The following is a 16,208-nucleotide window of genomic DNA, read 5'->3' as shown; positions in this document are numbered from 1 at the left end:
ATATGTCCTCTCTTAAAAACTATATCTTCACTTCCGAGTCCGTATCCGAAGGACACCCAGACAAAGTCTGTGACCAAATTTCTGATGCCATTCTCGATGCGTATTTAGCCCAAGATCCAAAATCTCGTGTTGCTTGCGAAACTCTTGTGACAACAAACCTAGTTGTCATCGCTGGAGAAATCACAAGTAAGGGAAAAGTTGACACCCAAGAAATCGCTCGTGATGTGATTCGCAAAATTGGTTACAACGATATCAATATGTACTTTGATGCAGACTTCGCAGTGGTTTCTTCCCACGTGCATGCTCAATCTCCAGACATTGCCCAAGGGGTAAATGAAGGGGAAGGATTACATACAGAACAAGGTGCTGGTGACCAAGGTTTGATGTTTGGTTTTGCGATCGCAGAAACACCCGAATTTATGCCTGCACCACTCTATTACTCACATAAATTGTTAGAGCATTTATCGGAACTTCGCCACACAAACAAAATTGATTGGCTTCGTCCAGATGCAAAATCACAAGTCACCATCCAATACGAAGACGGAAAACCTAAACGTGTTGATACAGTGGTAATCTCCACACAACACAAACCAGGTGTGACTCACAAACAAATCGAAGAAGCTGTGATTGAAGAATGTATCAAAAAAATGATACCAAAAGAACTTCTCGTCAACACTCGTTATTTCATTAACCCAACTGGTAAGTTTGAAATCGGTGGTCCTCACGGTGACACTGGTCTCACGGGTCGTAAGATCATCGTTGATACCTACGGTGGAATGGGTCGTCACGGTGGTGGTGCTTTCTCTGGAAAGGATCCATCAAAAGTCGACAGGTCAGCTGCGTATATGGGCCGTTACATAGCGAAAAACGTTGTGGCTGCTGGACTTGCTCATAAATGTGAAGTGCAACTTGCTTATGCAATTGGTGTTGCTGAACCAGTTTCTGTTCTTGTTGATACATTTGGAACAGGTACGATTTCTGATGAAGAAATTGCAAAACGTGTACTTGCAAACTTCAAACTCACTCCGAAAGGAATTGTGGATGGTTTGGATCTTCTTGGAAAAGGAAGAAAATACCAAGAAACTGCAGCTTACGGTCACTTCGGAAGAACTGGAAGCACATTCACTTGGGAAAAAACTGATAAAGCAGAAGCTTTAAAAAAAGGATAATCATGGGAGCACCTAGCCAATCAACAGCGGACAAAAAAGCAACAAGAGATGCATACGGCGAAGCCTTAGTTGAGTTAGGTGCATCCAGACAAGATGTGGTGGTTTTAGATGCGGATCTTTCTGGTTCCACTAAAACTGCTGATTTTAAAAAGAAATTCCCAGAACGATTTTTTAATGTTGGTGTCGCAGAACAAAACTTAGTTGGTCATGCGGCAGGACTTGCATTATCTGGTTTTGTACCATTTGCCTCCAGTTTTGCCATGTTTTTATCTGGCCGAGCTTGGGAAGTGGTACGAAACAGTGTCGTTTATCCAAAGTTAAACGTAAAACTTGTAGCCTCTCATGGTGGAATCACTGTGGGGGAAGATGGTGCATCTCACCAATGTATCGAAGATTTTGCCATTATGCGTGTCATTCCAGAAATGACTGTTATTTGCCCATCCGACTTCAATGAAACAAAACAAGTGATCCATGCAATTGCGGATTACAAAGGACCTGTTTATGTGAGAGTGGGTCGACCTGCCATTCCTGTCATCGAAAGAGAAAACTACAAATTCCAAATTGGAAAAGCAGAAGTGATGTCAGAAGGAAAAGACGTTTGTATCATTGCAAACGGTGTGATGGTAAACGAAGCCATGACCGCAGTGACACTATTAAAAGAAAAAGGTATCAGTGCGACACTTCTCAATATGGCAACCATCAAACCTTTGGATAAAGAAACAATTATCGCCAAAGCAAAAGAATGTGGTGCTGTTGTCACTTGCGAAGAACACAATGTCATCGGTGGCCTTGGTTCTGCAGTCTCTGAACTTTTATCCGAAGAATTCCCCGTACCTGTGATCAAAGTTGGAATGAAGGATAGTTTTGGAAAATCAGGAACATGGAGTGGACTACTGGATTATTTTGGACTCCGTGCCAAAGATGTAGTTTCTCACGCCGAACTGGCAATTTCCAAAAAGAAAAAATAAGGGTAGGGCTTCGGTCATGACCGGTTCCGGAGCATCCCAACCATCCATATTAGAAGAAACCGAAATCAAACCCCGAAGGTATGACGGCCCTTGGAAGGTCGTTTTGTGGGACGATGACCACCATACCTACGAGTATGTCATCGAAATGCTTATGGATGTTTGCCAAATGACTTGGGAAAAAGCATTCCAACACGCTGTCGAAGTTGACACTCGTAAAAAAACCATCGTTTTTTCTGGGGAATTAGAACATGCAGAGTTTATCCACGAACGAATCTTAGGTTATGGACCTGACCCTCGGATGAGTTCTTCCAAAGGTTCCATGACAGCCACTTTGGAACGATAAAGTTTATTTATCGGGAGTTATGCGACTCTCTCTGCAAACGAAACTTCAAAAATACATTTAATCGTATGAGATATAATGAATGAATCACTTTGAAATAAACGAATTTGGTCAACCTATTGGTTTTTTGCTAAACAAAGTGCAAAAACCAAATTTCCCTGAAAAGAAAGGAATCATCGGGAAATTTTGTATGTTAGAACCAATAAGTTCCGAAATTCATACGGACGATTTATACAAAGCGAATTCTATTGATAAAAATGGAGAATGTTGGACCTATTTAAATTATGGGCCGTTTGATACAATATCTGAATATAAAAAATGGATTACCGGAATAGAAAATCTAACAGATCCAACTTTCTATGCAATCATTGATAAAAATACTTCTAAAGCCGTGGGAGTTATATCATTTCTTCGAATTGATACAGTAAATTCTTCAATTGAAGTTGGTCACTTGAATTTTTCTAATTTACTTAAGAAAACGAAAGCAGCAACAGAAGCATTGTATTTACTTTTGCATTATGCTTTTGATTTGGGTTTCAGAAGGTATGAATGGAAGTGTAATTCGCTAAATTTCCCTTCGAAAATTGCTGCTGAGCGATTTGGATTTTCCTACGAAGGAACTTTCCGACAACATCTGATCAGTAAAAATAGAAATCGCGATACATCTTGGTTTTCAATATTAGATTCAGAATGGACAAAAATTAAAACAGCATATGAAATTTATTTAAGTGACAGTAATTTCGATCAAAATGGAAATCAAAAGGTTAGCCTTTCCAGTTTAACAGAACCTCTATTGAAACAGAAAGACCCTTTTAAATCAATTCCGTAAATCGATTCGTATAAAGGCACTTTACTATTTGTTATAATATGATTATCTCTTCTTCAAAACTTAATTTGATAAAAGGATTTTTCACATTTTGCGTTCTAAGGCATAATTCCTTTCTGGGACAATTAACGATGAAACCGATTCATTGGTATCTACTTTTATATTCGTAGTTGGGTTGTAGGTATCAAGCATGGTTTCCCCATCCACGATGAATTGGTAATGGTATTCACCTGGTAGGAGTTTTTTCTCTAATGTGAAGACACCCTTTCTGTCTTTTTTCAAAAAATCGTGTTCTGGGTTCCAGTCATTGAAATTTCCAACCACTCGTACCACTTCTGCATTTGGCAAATAAATTTGGAATTTTACGGTGCGTAAGTCTCTTTCTTCGTTTTCGGAATCTTCTAATACCATCGTTTTCGTTTGGCGGTCAGTGTCTTTGGATTCCAATACAAATCTTGAATAAAAAGAACCAGATCCATCTTCCACCTTATCAAAGTTTTCTGGGTCATAGGTGAGAAGCCCATTCACTCTGAATTTATATTCGTAAACAGGATCCTCTTCGTAGTTTTCTTTGATTTGGTTAGGTTCAATCACCGTATAATAAATCCCGTATTGGTTACGTTTCATTTCGGCACACTCCCAATGGTTGAAACTACCACAGATTTCCACGGATTCGTCTCTTAGGCCATTGTAGGTAAATAAAATCCCGCGGTGCATCAGATTCCCACTGGAAACATAGGATTCTACATCAAGATAACGGATGTAACGTGGGGCGATGTTTTTCTTTAAACTTTCTAGCTGCCAGAGGTAATACACCGTGTCCTGGTCTTCGGTTTCATCTGACATTTCGAGTTCGCCTGAGGAAAAACTACCTATCCAATCCATCCCTTCGTCGGCAAAAATTCCAATACCTGTCAAAAAGAGTAAAATGAGGGCGATTCGGATGAATTTGGATTGCAACATGATTTGATCGTCTCTAAAGTCCTTTGTTTTTATTTTCGGCAGGATTGAAAAAAGAGAGTGAAAGGTTTTTTTCTCTTAGAACGATCTGACATAATAAAAAAAATATTCTGTCATTTTCAGAAGGGGCCGATAATTCATTAGGAATAGACCTTCGCATGGCTGAGCCGCAAGATAAATTGAGTCCGGAAGAAATCAAACAAATCGAGACGATGTTTTCGGCTCTCAATAAAAATCCTATGTCCTCGGAAGAACTCAATCCGATGGCAAAGGTCCTACGCGAAAAACTCGGTTATACAAATCCCTTTTCTGGAACGGATGAACCAGAAGCTTCCGATGAGGAAACAAACGATGCCCTTCCTGATGATTTCGGTGGGGATGACGCAGGCTCAACTGACAACTCAGATCCATTTGCTGGCCTGGATGAAGATGATGATTTTGGCCCACCAAAACTTTCCAGCTCCCAACCCGAAGAAGATGACGGCATCGATTTAGATGAACTATTAGGGGAAGATACCCCGAAACCAAAAGAACCTACTGCAGAGGAACCTTCCGATTTTGATGATTTTGGAATGGATACACCGACCACAGACCTAACAAACGAGGAGGATCCTTTTGCTTCGTCCGAAGAAGTAGAAGGAACCGATCCATTTGCAAATCTTGGTTCCCCAAGCGACACAGGTGCTCTGGCCAGTGATGATCCATTTGCCAATTTAGATGCCATTGATGAAGCTCCCATTGAGGAAACAAAGCCAGTTGAGATTGGTGATGATCCTTTTTCGAATTTAGGAGGAGATGACGATTCCACTCCTAAAACGACCGACGAAGATCTGTTCGCTGGTTTTGATGGTGGAGCTGATGAACCACAATCATCTTCGGATGATTTTGATTTTGGATCTGGGACAGAAAGTTCGGCTGGAGATGATCCCTTTGCTGATATGGGATCCACTCCCTCAGATTCTGATCCTGGTGCCGGATTTGGGGAAGACCCGTTTGCAAGTTTAGACACTCCTTCCTCTAGTGTTAGTGGTGATGATCCCTTTGGAGATCTTTCCACACCTTCTTCATCCAGCGAATCTTCGTTTGGCGATGATCCTTTTGCTGATATGGGATCATCTACACCAAGTTCTGGTGATTCTGGTTTTGGTGATGATCCATTTGGAAATATGGATTCACCAGCACAATCATCGAGAGAGTCAGAACCTGCTGACATCGGTGGTGGATTTGATGATCCGTTTGGCGATCTTGGTGTGGGGATGGAACCACCAAGTTTGGACGATGATCTCGCAGCACCATCTTTTGATGACTTAGCACCTTCTATTGATGATATGCCAGTTTCTTCCATGGACGACTTTGGTGGGAACGATGAAGGTCCTGGTGGGTTTGAAGAAGACCTCATGTCTCTTGGCAAAGAAGATGAACCAGATGAATCTTTGGAAGCAAATTTAACTGATGAAGAGCTCGCTGTCATCCAATCTGAATTACTTCGTTACCCTCCCAAATTACGAAGGACAATCATTGATACGATTGTTAACCAAAGGATTCCGGTTCGGAACCAAAAAGAAATCATTGAGCTCATCAAGGCCCAACAAAAACCAGAAGACATTGCTAGTTTCTTAAGTGGACTACTCGGCGAAAGAGTAGAACTCAGTGATTCTAGTGGAAAGTTTGCTGCAGATGGTGTTCCCATCATTGCCAGTAAAGATGCTTACACCAAAGAAGGGGCAGCTCGTAAACGGGAGTTAATCAGAAGGACTATATTATCTTCTGCAGCCGCTATCTTTTTGGTATTTGGAATTGTGACTTTATGGAAGTATGTGATTGTTCCATACCGAGCCAAAGCTCAATATGCTCTCGGCCTTGAAAAAATAGAAGAATTTAGTTATGAAACGGATGCGTTAGAAAAGAAAAAATTACTTGCTGATGCAGAAAATTATTTCATCAAAGGGGAAGAAATATTCCCACACAACTTAGAATTTCTCAATAAATATTGTATGGCTTATACCAAAGCCGGACTCTACGAACGTGCCTTTGAAAAATGTTTCGGAAAAGTTGAACCAGATTTTGGTTACGAAGCAGAAGACAAAGAACACAAACGTGCTTGGGAAAACCGCAAAGAAGTACCAAACATTAGTTTTGCGAAAAAAACAGAATGGAATGACGCAGGTGTGGAAACTGCAGGGCGTCGTCCACTTCCTGAATTGGCATTTTATTTAACATCCCAAGACAAAGTACCTAGAAAGGTATTAAAAGCGGGAGCTTACATTGCATCTCGTCTCAAATACAATGTACATGACATTGATACATACATTGCACTAGGTACTTTTCATTCGTTCCATAGAAAAGATTTTATCGAAGTTCCTCCTGGTAGCAATCGCAAAAAATACAAAAACGATCACCTGGCTATTGAATATTTCAAACGCGTTTTTACGGATGGGGGAGACCCTGATAATGTAGATGCAATTGCAGGCATTGCAAAAATTTTCTACAACAAACAAGAGTTTGGAACAGCTGTTAAATACTACAATGATATCATTGAAAAGTATCCAAAAAATCCAATTGGCCATGGTGGAATCTTATCTACTTATATTGAGATGTGGAAACGTGACAAAAACCCACAGTATGTCTTAAACCATCATAGACAAGTTCGTAATGCATTAAACATTGAAGATGAACTTTCACTTTTTGTTTTGGCAAAACTTGCATCTTTCTATATTGATTTGGATTCGGAAGAAGTACGAATCAAATATAATATCAACCCAGAAGACCAAGTCACAGGTATGGAGATTGATGATAACGTAGAATACCTTTTGAATATTGCTTATGGTAAAGATGGTGGATCAAAGTTTGCAGAAGGTTATTACCAAAGAGCACGTTTTTACTTTAAAAAGGAAGAAGCGGCTCGTGCATTAAAACAATTAGAACTTGCATCCACTTACGACATCAGACATTATCTAGCAGTTTTACTCATGGCAGAGTATTACATCCAAACAGAAAATTATGATGAAGCAGTAAAATTGTTACGAGAGTCTGATGATCGTTACCAAAACTACAGGGATCGATTGGGTGAAAGAGATGAGGATGAAACCTTACTCGAAGGAAGCCCAGGAAGGATTTCCTTTAACCTAGGTAAAATCCAATTTTTGGAAGCAGCAGGTATCAACAAAACAGACAATATACGAGAGTTCCCTGGCAAAAAAATCTATCCAGAACGTAGTATTGGAACCCTTTCCTATGAAGAAAAGGAAAGGCGTAATGGCCTATTTATGGCTCGTGAATCTTTCCTTGCTGCCCTTGACCGTGACATCACAAAGGATCCAAAAATTGTAAGAGAGTGTTATTATTATTTAGGATGGATTGATTACAACCACGGAGATTTTGCACAAAGTTTAGATTTTTGGGCAGAGTTACCAGAAGAAGATATTTATAACAATCCTACCTTGTTATTTGGTAAGGGGAATGCATTCTATTACACAAGACAATACAATGCAGCGCTTGGCAACTATCTCAAGTTAAAGGATGATTTTGAACTTAAAGAACAAAGTTTGGGTCGAATTGACACTGAAAACTCGGATCATAGAGAAGTATATGAAACTCTAACCGCGCTTTATAATAACATTGGTGCCGTTTATGAGAAAAAACAAGATACGATTAATGCATTAAAATACTATTGGAAAGCAATGGAAACTGCACGAAAAATTGGATCAGTCAGTGAGATTGCAAACTCTAACAAAGATTTGGTCTTTGCTCGTGCGAAACTTGATAGGGAACCTTTGCTTGAGGATTGGCTCGCACCAACACTTGACAGGTTGGCGCAAATCAAAAAGTAAAATTGTTTATTTGCGAAATCTTTCGCGAATGCCAAGTAAGAAAAAGTAAAACGTTTCCCACATACGTCGGATTCGATACGGCCTTGCGATGATCCTCCACAACCAAATGAGTCCTCGTTCTTTAAACCATTCCGGAGCTTTTTTGTCCGCACCAGATAACATGTCTAAGGCGCCACCTACACCGATCACTACAGCTTTACCGAAATAACCAGTATTGTTTTCGATCCAAATTTCTTGTTCCGGAAAGTCCATCGCAAGAAATATAATGTCTGGTCCAGTTTTCCGAATGGCTTCTTTGACTCGCATTTCACGTTGTCGGTCTAGATGACCAGCGTGCCTTCCAACGATTCGAACTTTTGGGAAATGTCTTGTGAGATTAAAATAAATACGTTCTACGATTTCGTCTTTTGCACCAAAGATAAACGCTGTGAATCCTTTGAGTTCTGCAAGACGGATGAGATCCATCATTACGGCAATAGGAGTCACACGTTCTTTCAAACGGCCTTTTGTCATCCAACCGATCCCCGCACCTTCCACTAAAATGGTACCCGCTTTTTCTGCAATGCGATGAAGGGTTTTTTTAGGACGCATCCTCATCAGTTTGATGGGATCTAAAAACAAAACATGGTGCATGCCTTCTTTTTTCTCAAGCACGCGAAAGAGTTTGGCAATCGCTTCATCGGTGGTGACGTTATCAATTGGAATTCCCAAAACATTTAAGGTCTCCAATTTGGAAACATCGATATTTTGGTATTCGAGTAGTATATCCCTTTCGTCTTTTGAGGAATTGTGAACGATTTCGCTCAATTGCTTCATGTAGCCAGGTTTTCCTTTCCTATCTAAAGCATTATGTCCAGTACCCTGTCTTGTCGCCTCTAAATTTTTAAAAACTTTCGTTTTTTCACTTGGATTGGAATGAAGAGAACGAGAAAAAGTATCAAAATGTTTTTTAGATATCGTTTTCTCCTTTCGGCCCTTTTCCTTCTCTCAAGCGCAAGTTATGCGGAAAAAATTTCCATCTTTGGAACCATTCAAAATGGTACGACAAAAGGTCTGGGGAAAGCAGACTCCATTCGGATGTTGGCATTACAAGGCGCAATGGTCCCTATTTCGGAAATAGGCCCCCAAAATGGAAAATTTAGATTTCCGGAGATGGATTTACCAGAAGGAGCACCCATTCTTTTGCAAATCCAATACCAAGGCGTAAATTATAATAAAATGATCCCGCCAACCACACAGTTTCGTACTTCTCCTCAAGAAGTGACTGTTTATGATGCAGGTGCTAATCGTAAACAAATTGTCATTAAGAGTTTAATGCAAGTTATGCGAGAAAAAAAAGGTCTTCGAGTTTTTAAATTATTTTTAATTGATAATGTAAGCAATCCTCCTAAATCCTTTGATCCGAAGGCAGGTGCTTTAGAGTATTCCGTGGCAAAAGAGGCAACGGAAATTATGGCACAACTCCAACAACCTGGGAGTAAAATGGCAATCCCATTAGGAGTCCCTGAAGGACCAAATGGTGGTAGGATACTTGATCGAGCAGTTTTACCAGGAAGTTCTGAATTGCAAGTATCATATTTGATTCCGAATTCTGAAGATCGTTTCAGCGAACGAATGTTAATTGAGTCGGAAAATGGCAAATATCCAATTTTTGTGAAACCACAAGATATGGAAGTAATCACAAACGAAAAAACTCCTGTTGTGAAACTCGAAAAAGATGTTCCGAAAGGCCTTAGTGCTTATGTTTTAAACGCTCTTGAATTTGGAACTTTGGTTGAGTTTCAATTTAAAGGAGGGAAGGCACTTCCTACGATGGCCAATTCTCCGAATCCTGAAATTTGGAATGGATCGATTTTAACAAGTTGGGATCTATCAGTGTTTGCTGTAATAGGATTTTTAGGACTCCTTTTCACACTCTCTTTTATATTTGTATATCGCAAACAAACAGAAAGGAAAAACAATTTATGAACCAAAAAAAATCAAAACTAGAAACCACTTACCTTCGGTTTTTTGGTCTTGCTGAACTTGTGAATCATGGTGCTAGAGGGATTTTGGCCTTCTGGATGATCATGGGTATGGCCTTCTTTTTGTTTGGTGACCAAAACCTAATTGCTCCCAATATGAAAAATATTGGAGCTTCATTAGGAATCACTGATCCCAATGAAGTAGATTGGAAGTTTGGTGGAATCATTCCTGTTTTGTTTTTTATCCTTGGTGGACTTGTTTCCCTCTCAATGGGATACTTATCTCAAGCTTTTTCCCGTAAACATTTGTTAGTTGCTACTGTGCTTTTGGGTGAAATTCCTTGTTTTTTAACGGCATATGCTCAAAATTACGATCAGTTTTTAATATTAAGAACTCTATGTGGATTTGGTTTGGGTGGGATATTCCCTTTATTATTTAGTTTGATTGGAGATTATTTTTCAAGTCAATCAAGAGCGATTGCAACAGGTTATGTATCACTTGCAATGGGTCTTGGAGTTGGAGTAGGTCAATTGTTAGGTGGAATCCTGGGTGGTGCAGATCCAATCAACGGATGGAGGACATCTTTTATTTATATGTCTGTTCCATCATTTTTCTTTGTCGCTATCTATTTGTTTTTTTGTAAGGAACCAAAACGAGGTGGAGCAGAAGAAGTTGGAGTGGACGAACTATCTCACAAAATCACATTCAAAGACTTCAAACTTTTATTTGAAAATAAAACAAATTTAGGAGCATTCCTGCAAGGTTTACCAGGTTGTATACCTTGGGGTGTTTTCTTTGTTTATTTGGCCGATTATTACGAACATACTTACCACTTAACAAAAGAAGTTTCCGCTGGTATGATTACGTTTGCTGCAATTGGAATATTTATTGGAACTTTCTTTGGTGGTGTACTCGGCCAATTCTTATACAATATTAAAAAAACTTACCAACCTCTACTTTGTATGGGTACAACTTTTTTTGGAGTTTTCCCCGCAATCCTATTATTATATGCATTTGATATTGTTCCCCATATGGGTCTTTTTATCGCATTAAATATCTTAACAGGGATTATGATTTCTGTAACAGGACCTAATGTTCGGGCAGTGTTACTCAATGTAAATGAACCGAAGTCGAGAAGTGCTATCTTTTCTATATACAACCTAACAGATGATTTAGGGAAAGGGCTTGGTCCTGTGATGTCAGCTGTCATTCTCGGGCTCACTCCTGATCGTGGCCTTGCCCTATCTATCTCCATACTGTTCTGGATCCCATGTGCTTTGGCATGGTTTTTGGTATTGTTTAATTATGAAAAAGATGAAGCAAATATGCATTTGATGATGAAACAAAATGTTTCCTAGTTTTCGATTTTGAATTCCATCTTTTCATTGAAATAGAAATACACTCATGCAAATCAAACATAACTTACTCGATATTGAAGGGACAACGGCACCAATTGCCTTTGTCCACGAAATCCTTTTTCCTTACGCTACAAAAAACATCCATCGTTTTTTAAAAGAATACCAACTAACGGAACTTCAGTGGAAAGAAGTCCAAACAGAATTCCAAAAGGATACTTCTTCCGGCGATCCCTTATTCATAGAAAAATTCAGAATTAAAAATGTACCATCGGGCCTGATTGTGAATGAAGTTCCCAATACTCTTTCAAAAGACATGGTTTCAGTGTATTTTGAATATCTGATTGAAAAAGATCGTAAATTTGGTCCGCTGAAAGAGATCCAAGGGAAAATTTGGAAAGAAGGATATGAATCGGGTGAAATCAAAAGTACAGTATTTGATGATGTCCCCAAGTTTTTAAAAGACGCAATTCAATCTGGAATCCAAAATCATGTTTACTCTTCAGGCTCCGTTGAGGCACAACATTTGATTTACCAATATTCGATGTTAGGTGATTTACGGCAGTATTTCACTATGTACTTTGATACAGCAGTGGGTGGGAAAAGGGAAAAAACAAGTTATGAAAGGATCGCAAGTACACTTGCTGTATCTCCAAGTGAAATTCGTTTTTTTACGGACATTGTCGAGGAAGCGGAAGCTGCAAATGCCACAGGTATGGATGTGGTGATTTTAAATCGACCAGGAAACCTGGCCCAAAAACCACATCCATTCCCGGTTTGGGAACATTTTTAAGTAAAATACCAAATCCCAAACGAATACACAAAGATTAAACTTGAGAAAATCAATTTCCAAAAAAAATGGGCGCGCATTAAATTCATAAACACATAAGAAATGAATAGGAATTTGAGAGCACTCATAAGTATCAAGTTCCAATTTCCTGGTACAAAGGAACCAAGTCCGTAAAACGAAAGATAAACGATGAGAAGTAAAATGAGATAAGTCAAAACAATTCGTAACATAAATCCTCCTTATTGGATCAAATACAAAGCTGGATACAAAATCAGCCAGATCAAATCACACATATGCCAAAAAATCGCACCAGCTTCCAAATTCACGAGTTCGATGGTCTTCCGATTCAAAAATACAATGAAAAGGATGATAAGGCCAACTGCCACATGTAAGTAGTGAAATCCTGTTAACAACCAATAGTAACTAAAAAAAACACTTTCGTCTAAAGTAAAACCTAACGTCCATTTATCGTAAAATTCCAAAAGCTTAAGTAGCAAAAACCCCATGCCAAAAAACATGGAAAACAATAATCCATAGAGATACATAGATTCTTTTTGAATTTCTTTGGCATAAACACTCATTGCTAGGAAAAAACCACTTGTGAGAAGGAAGATGGTATTCCAAAACGCAAAACTTCTGTTCAATTGATTTTGCATGGATAAAAATCCCGATGGATTTTGGGTTTTATCATACACCAAGGAACCAATCCCCATACAAAATGTGATCACTTCTACAAATACAATGAGCCAGATGAGAATTCCTCCTGGTGGGTACCATATCGCATCTTCCTCTTTTTGGTTGGTTGTGTTCATTGGAACTCCTTTTTAGTAAATTTAAAACAATCGAATATTCAAAACAATGGAATCACTTAATTTGTTAATTCAAATCATATCATTTCACACATCGAATTTACGAAATCAAATTTCTTCCACACATCTTGGAAGTTCCCTTTCGGGAAATCGTTCAAAATGCCCAGCGTACCTTCGTGTTTCGATACACGAATTGATTTTAATGATTCCAAGTCTCAATTATATCATTGTTTCCGCTTAAATTTTAAGATAACACAATAAAATGAATTAGGACTTGATTAGAATCAATGCAATTTGTACAATCTGCACTTACATTTGTAAAATGGAAAAAAGGAGGTAAGGATGCTTTCAAAATCGCAAGCTAGGGCATTCTTTCTGGGTGGAACGTTTTTGTTCAGTGCGATCTTTGTGTTCCTCACAATAGATTCCGTGCGACAAAATGATGCCCGTACCAATGCGCAAAACTTAACTGAAGATGTGCTGAAGGGGAAAGAGATTTGGGAAAAAAACAATTGTATGGGTTGCCATACCTTACTTGGGGAAGGAGCATATTACGCTCCTGATTTGACAAAGGTTGTCGAAAGACGTGGTGTGAGTTGGATCGATGTGTTCTTAGATGATCCGCAAGCCATGTTCCCTGGAGAACGAAAGATGGTGAAATACAATTTTACCAAAGAAGAAAAAGGACAAGTCATCGCATTTTTGGATTGGGTTGGAAAGATTGATGCAAACGGTTGGCCTCCAAAACCGAATATCCCAGTTGATTCGATCGCAACAGCTGTTCCTTCGCAAACAACTGCAAACGTTGTCAAAGTGGCACAACCAGAAAAGTTTTCACAACTTTGTGTCGCCTGTCATGCAGTAGGTGGTAAAGGTGGAAATGTGGGACCGGCACTTGACCATGTGGGATCAAAGTTTGATGCCGATTACCTCAATCGATGGTTAATCGACCCACAAGCAATCAAACCGGGAACAAATATGCCGAAGTTGCCGTTAAGTGATACAGAAAGAAAGGACATCGTCACTTACCTTTCTGCATTAAAATAAGGAGAAACAATGAGATTCCAATCACAAAAGGTCGCATATTGGTTCTTTGCAACTTGTATGTTACTCTTATCGTTACAAATCGTTTATGGTTTTATCATGGGTTTTGCTCGTATCGGAATGGATGGATTACACGATTACATCCCATTTAACACGGCACGTGCGACACATACCAATTTACTTGTCGTTTGGTTATTAACAGGATTTATGGGTGCTGCGTATTACATCATCCCGGAAGAATCTGATAGGGAATTATACAGTGTCAAACTTGCTTATATCCAACTTATTTCTTGGGTCGTTGTCGGAGTTGTCGCCATTGCCGGTTTCCATTTTAATTGGTGGGAAGGAAGAAAGTTTTTGGAAATTCCAAGACCTCTTGATTACCTTGTGGTAGTCAATGTTCTAACCTTTCTTTTTAACATTGCTATGACGATATGGGAAGCCAAAAAAAGAAGTACAACACAACTGGTTCTCTTCTTTGGTCTGTTATGTGCTGCTCTATTGTACCTTCCCGGTATGATTTACTTCGACAACCAAACTCTCGATTCCTACTTTCGTTGGTGGGTCGTTCACCTTTGGGTAGAAGGAGTTTGGGAACTCATCATGGGTGGTATCTTAGCATTTTTACTCATCAAACTCACGGGAGTGGATAGAGAAGTCATTGAAAAATGGTTGTATGTAGTCGTTGGTCTCACTTTCCTTTCTGGAATTTTGGGAACGGGACACCATTACTATTGGATCGGAACACCGAAGTATTGGCTCATGGTGGGTGGAATTTTTTCCGCGTTAGAACCACTTGCCTTCCTTGGAATGGCGATTTGGGCACTCAATATGTACCGAAAAAAAGGAAAAGACCATCCAAACAAAATTGCACTCTATTGGACACTTGGCAGTGCCATGATGTCTTTTATTGGAGCGGGTTTTCTTGGTTTTGCTCATACTTGGCCTGCGGTCAACCAATGGACACATGGAACTCTTGTCACCGCGATGCATGGACACCTTGCCTTCTGGGGAGCCTACGCTATGTTAGTGTTAGCTGTGATTTCTTATGCCATGCCAAACATGACAGGAAGAAAATTGTTTACTGGAATGTCTGGATATTTAGCATTTTGGGCTTCGAACATTGGAATGTTAGGGATGACAGGTGCACTCGCTGTGGCAGGGATCACACAGGTATACCTTGAACGTAAATTAGGAATGGACTTTCTTGTTGTACAAAAAGAAATCATTTTCCATTTTTACGGAATGTTACTTGCGGCGACCCTCTTTACGATTGGCATCACATACTTCATTGTGGATTTCATTCGACATGGACTTCCATCAAACGAAGCACTTGGAAAAAATGTAGGTGATCTAGATTAACTTATGTTAACAACAAAAATTCCCTACTACGAACCAACCGGTAAAGAAGTGGAAATTTTTCAAATGGCGGCGGAGAATTCTCTGCCGCTTTTGTTAAAAGGTCCTACTGGCTCAGGAAAATCTCGATTTTTAGAATTTATGGCACACCAAATGGGTCGTAAACTCATCACCATATTATGCAATGATGAAACATCTGCTGTGGATCTTGTTGGACGATTCATTGTAAAAGGTGCCGATACCGTTTGGATGGATGGCCCACTCACCACAGGTGTGAAAGAAGGTGCGATTGTGTATTTGGATGAAATTGCGGAAGCAAGGCCAGACACTCTTGTCACCATCCACTCTCTCACTGACCATAGAAGGACTTTATTCATTGAACGTAAAAATGAAGAATTGGTAGCCCATCCAAACTTTTTACTCGTTGCCTCTTATAATCCTGGTTACCAAAAGGGGTTCAAAGAACTAAAACCATCCACCAAACAAAGGTTTTTGGGAATGGACTTTCCGTATCCTAAACCATCTGTAGAAGAAAAAATCATTGTAGGAGAAACAGGAATATCAGAATCAATCTCCAAAAAATTGGTCCAATACGCCAATTTGGTTCGCCATAAACCTGAGTTAGGTTTGGCCGAGACGGTATCCACTCGCTTACTTGTGTCTTGTGCGAAATTGATTTCCAAAGGCCTTCCTTCCCGAATGGCAGGTCGAACTGCCATTATCTTACCTTTAACGGATGATGATGACACCGTTACGGCCTTACAAGATAGTTTTGATTTAATCTTTTAGGATC

Annotated in this window: 15 protein-coding genes; 11 read left to right on the top strand and 4 right to left on the bottom strand. The window is 39.5% G+C overall.

The window, feature by feature from the left end; all coding sequences use genetic code 11:
- Window positions 1–2 precede the first annotated feature (2 nt).
- From metK to LEP1GSC202_RS03145, 4 genes are all read left to right on the top strand, one after another.
- Window positions 3–1,169 carry a methionine adenosyltransferase gene (metK, locus tag LEP1GSC202_RS03160; RefSeq protein WP_015676113.1) on the top strand — a complete coding sequence of 389 codons (1,167 nt, stop codon included), beginning with the start codon at window positions 3–5 and terminating at the stop codon, window positions 1,167–1,169.
- Window positions 1,170–1,171: 2 nt separating this feature from the next.
- The gene (locus LEP1GSC202_RS03155; RefSeq protein ID WP_015676230.1) at window positions 1,172–2,137 is read left to right on the top strand and encodes a transketolase family protein; all 966 of its coding nucleotides are present in this window, start codon (window positions 1,172–1,174) and stop codon (window positions 2,135–2,137) included.
- Between the two features lie 16 nt (window positions 2,138–2,153).
- On the top strand, window positions 2,154–2,480 hold the full coding sequence (locus tag LEP1GSC202_RS03150) for an ATP-dependent Clp protease adaptor ClpS (protein ID WP_015676324.1): 327 nt from the start codon (window positions 2,154–2,156) through the stop codon (window positions 2,478–2,480).
- 79 nt (window positions 2,481–2,559) lie between these two features.
- The gene (locus LEP1GSC202_RS03145) at window positions 2,560–3,306 is read left to right on the top strand and encodes a GNAT family N-acetyltransferase (protein WP_015676165.1); all 747 of its coding nucleotides are present in this window, start codon (window positions 2,560–2,562) and stop codon (window positions 3,304–3,306) included.
- An 81-nt stretch (window positions 3,307–3,387) separates the two neighbouring features.
- Here the strand turns inward: LEP1GSC202_RS03145 and LEP1GSC202_RS03140 are convergent, their stop codons facing one another.
- Window positions 3,388–4,266: an early set domain-containing protein gene (locus tag LEP1GSC202_RS03140; protein ID WP_015676156.1), complete on the bottom strand. Its 879-nt coding sequence runs from the start codon at window positions 4,264–4,266 to the stop codon at window positions 3,388–3,390.
- A gap of 155 nt (window positions 4,267–4,421) precedes the next feature.
- Here LEP1GSC202_RS03140 and LEP1GSC202_RS03135 point away from each other — a divergent pair, with 155 nt between their 5' ends.
- Window positions 4,422–8,093, top strand: coding sequence for a tetratricopeptide repeat protein (locus LEP1GSC202_RS03135; RefSeq protein WP_015676303.1), 3,672 nt, complete (start codon window positions 4,422–4,424; stop codon window positions 8,091–8,093).
- 6 nt (window positions 8,094–8,099) lie between these two features.
- On the opposite strand, the gene LEP1GSC202_RS03130 is transcribed toward LEP1GSC202_RS03135, so the two are convergent.
- Entirely contained in the window at window positions 8,100–8,909 is an 810-nt protein-coding gene (locus LEP1GSC202_RS03130) for a WecB/TagA/CpsF family glycosyltransferase (RefSeq protein WP_015676126.1), read from the bottom strand.
- Window positions 8,910–9,035: 126 nt separating this feature from the next.
- Here LEP1GSC202_RS03130 and LEP1GSC202_RS03125 point away from each other — a divergent pair, with 126 nt between their 5' ends.
- Genes LEP1GSC202_RS03125 through mtnC form a run of 3 tightly spaced genes read left to right on the top strand, consistent with a single transcriptional unit; the run spans window position 9,036 to window position 12,206 of the window.
- Window positions 9,036–10,061 (top strand): hypothetical protein, encoded by a 1,026-nt coding sequence (locus LEP1GSC202_RS03125; protein ID WP_015676231.1) that lies wholly within the window; start codon window positions 9,036–9,038, stop codon window positions 10,059–10,061.
- Window positions 10,058–11,416, top strand: a complete 1,359-nt coding sequence (locus tag LEP1GSC202_RS03120) for an MFS transporter (protein WP_015676118.1) — start codon at window positions 10,058–10,060, stop codon at window positions 11,414–11,416. The genes LEP1GSC202_RS03125 and LEP1GSC202_RS03120 overlap by 4 nt, the downstream gene beginning before the upstream one ends.
- 46 nt (window positions 11,417–11,462) lie before the next feature.
- Entirely contained in the window at window positions 11,463–12,206 is a 744-nt protein-coding gene (mtnC, locus tag LEP1GSC202_RS03115; RefSeq protein ID WP_015676154.1) for an acireductone synthase, read from the top strand.
- On the opposite strand, the gene LEP1GSC202_RS03110 is transcribed toward mtnC, so the two are convergent.
- Together LEP1GSC202_RS03110 and LEP1GSC202_RS03105 are read right to left on the bottom strand one after the other, a co-directional pair.
- On the bottom strand, window positions 12,203–12,433 hold the full coding sequence (locus LEP1GSC202_RS03110) for a hypothetical protein (protein WP_012389885.1): 231 nt from the start codon (window positions 12,431–12,433) through the stop codon (window positions 12,203–12,205). The genes mtnC and LEP1GSC202_RS03110 overlap by 4 nt on opposite strands.
- A gap of 9 nt (window positions 12,434–12,442) precedes the next feature.
- Window positions 12,443–13,015, bottom strand: coding sequence for a cytochrome c oxidase subunit 3 (locus tag LEP1GSC202_RS03105; RefSeq protein WP_012389884.1), 573 nt, complete (start codon window positions 13,013–13,015; stop codon window positions 12,443–12,445).
- 339 nt (window positions 13,016–13,354) lie between these two features.
- Between LEP1GSC202_RS03105 and LEP1GSC202_RS03095 the strand changes: the two genes are divergently transcribed.
- Genes LEP1GSC202_RS03095 through LEP1GSC202_RS03085 form a run of 3 tightly spaced genes read left to right on the top strand, consistent with a single transcriptional unit; the run spans window position 13,355 to window position 16,204 of the window.
- Window positions 13,355–14,059 (top strand): c-type cytochrome, encoded by a 705-nt coding sequence (locus tag LEP1GSC202_RS03095; protein ID WP_015676301.1) that lies wholly within the window; start codon window positions 13,355–13,357, stop codon window positions 14,057–14,059.
- A gap of 9 nt (window positions 14,060–14,068) precedes the next feature.
- Window positions 14,069–15,418: a cbb3-type cytochrome c oxidase subunit I gene (locus LEP1GSC202_RS03090; RefSeq protein WP_015676239.1), complete on the top strand. Its 1,350-nt coding sequence runs from the start codon at window positions 14,069–14,071 to the stop codon at window positions 15,416–15,418.
- Window positions 15,419–15,421: 3 nt separating this feature from the next.
- Window positions 15,422–16,204: a CbbQ/NirQ/NorQ/GpvN family protein gene (locus LEP1GSC202_RS03085; RefSeq protein ID WP_015676208.1), complete on the top strand. Its 783-nt coding sequence runs from the start codon at window positions 15,422–15,424 to the stop codon at window positions 16,202–16,204.
- The last annotated feature ends 4 nt before the right edge of the window (window positions 16,205–16,208 follow it).

Source organism: Leptospira yanagawae serovar Saopaulo str. Sao Paulo = ATCC 700523, from assembly GCF_000332475.2.
GTDB classification, from domain to species: Bacteria; Spirochaetota; Leptospiria; order Leptospirales; family Leptospiraceae; genus Leptospira_A; species Leptospira_A yanagawae.
This window is presented reverse-complemented; position numbering and strand designations above follow the sequence as displayed.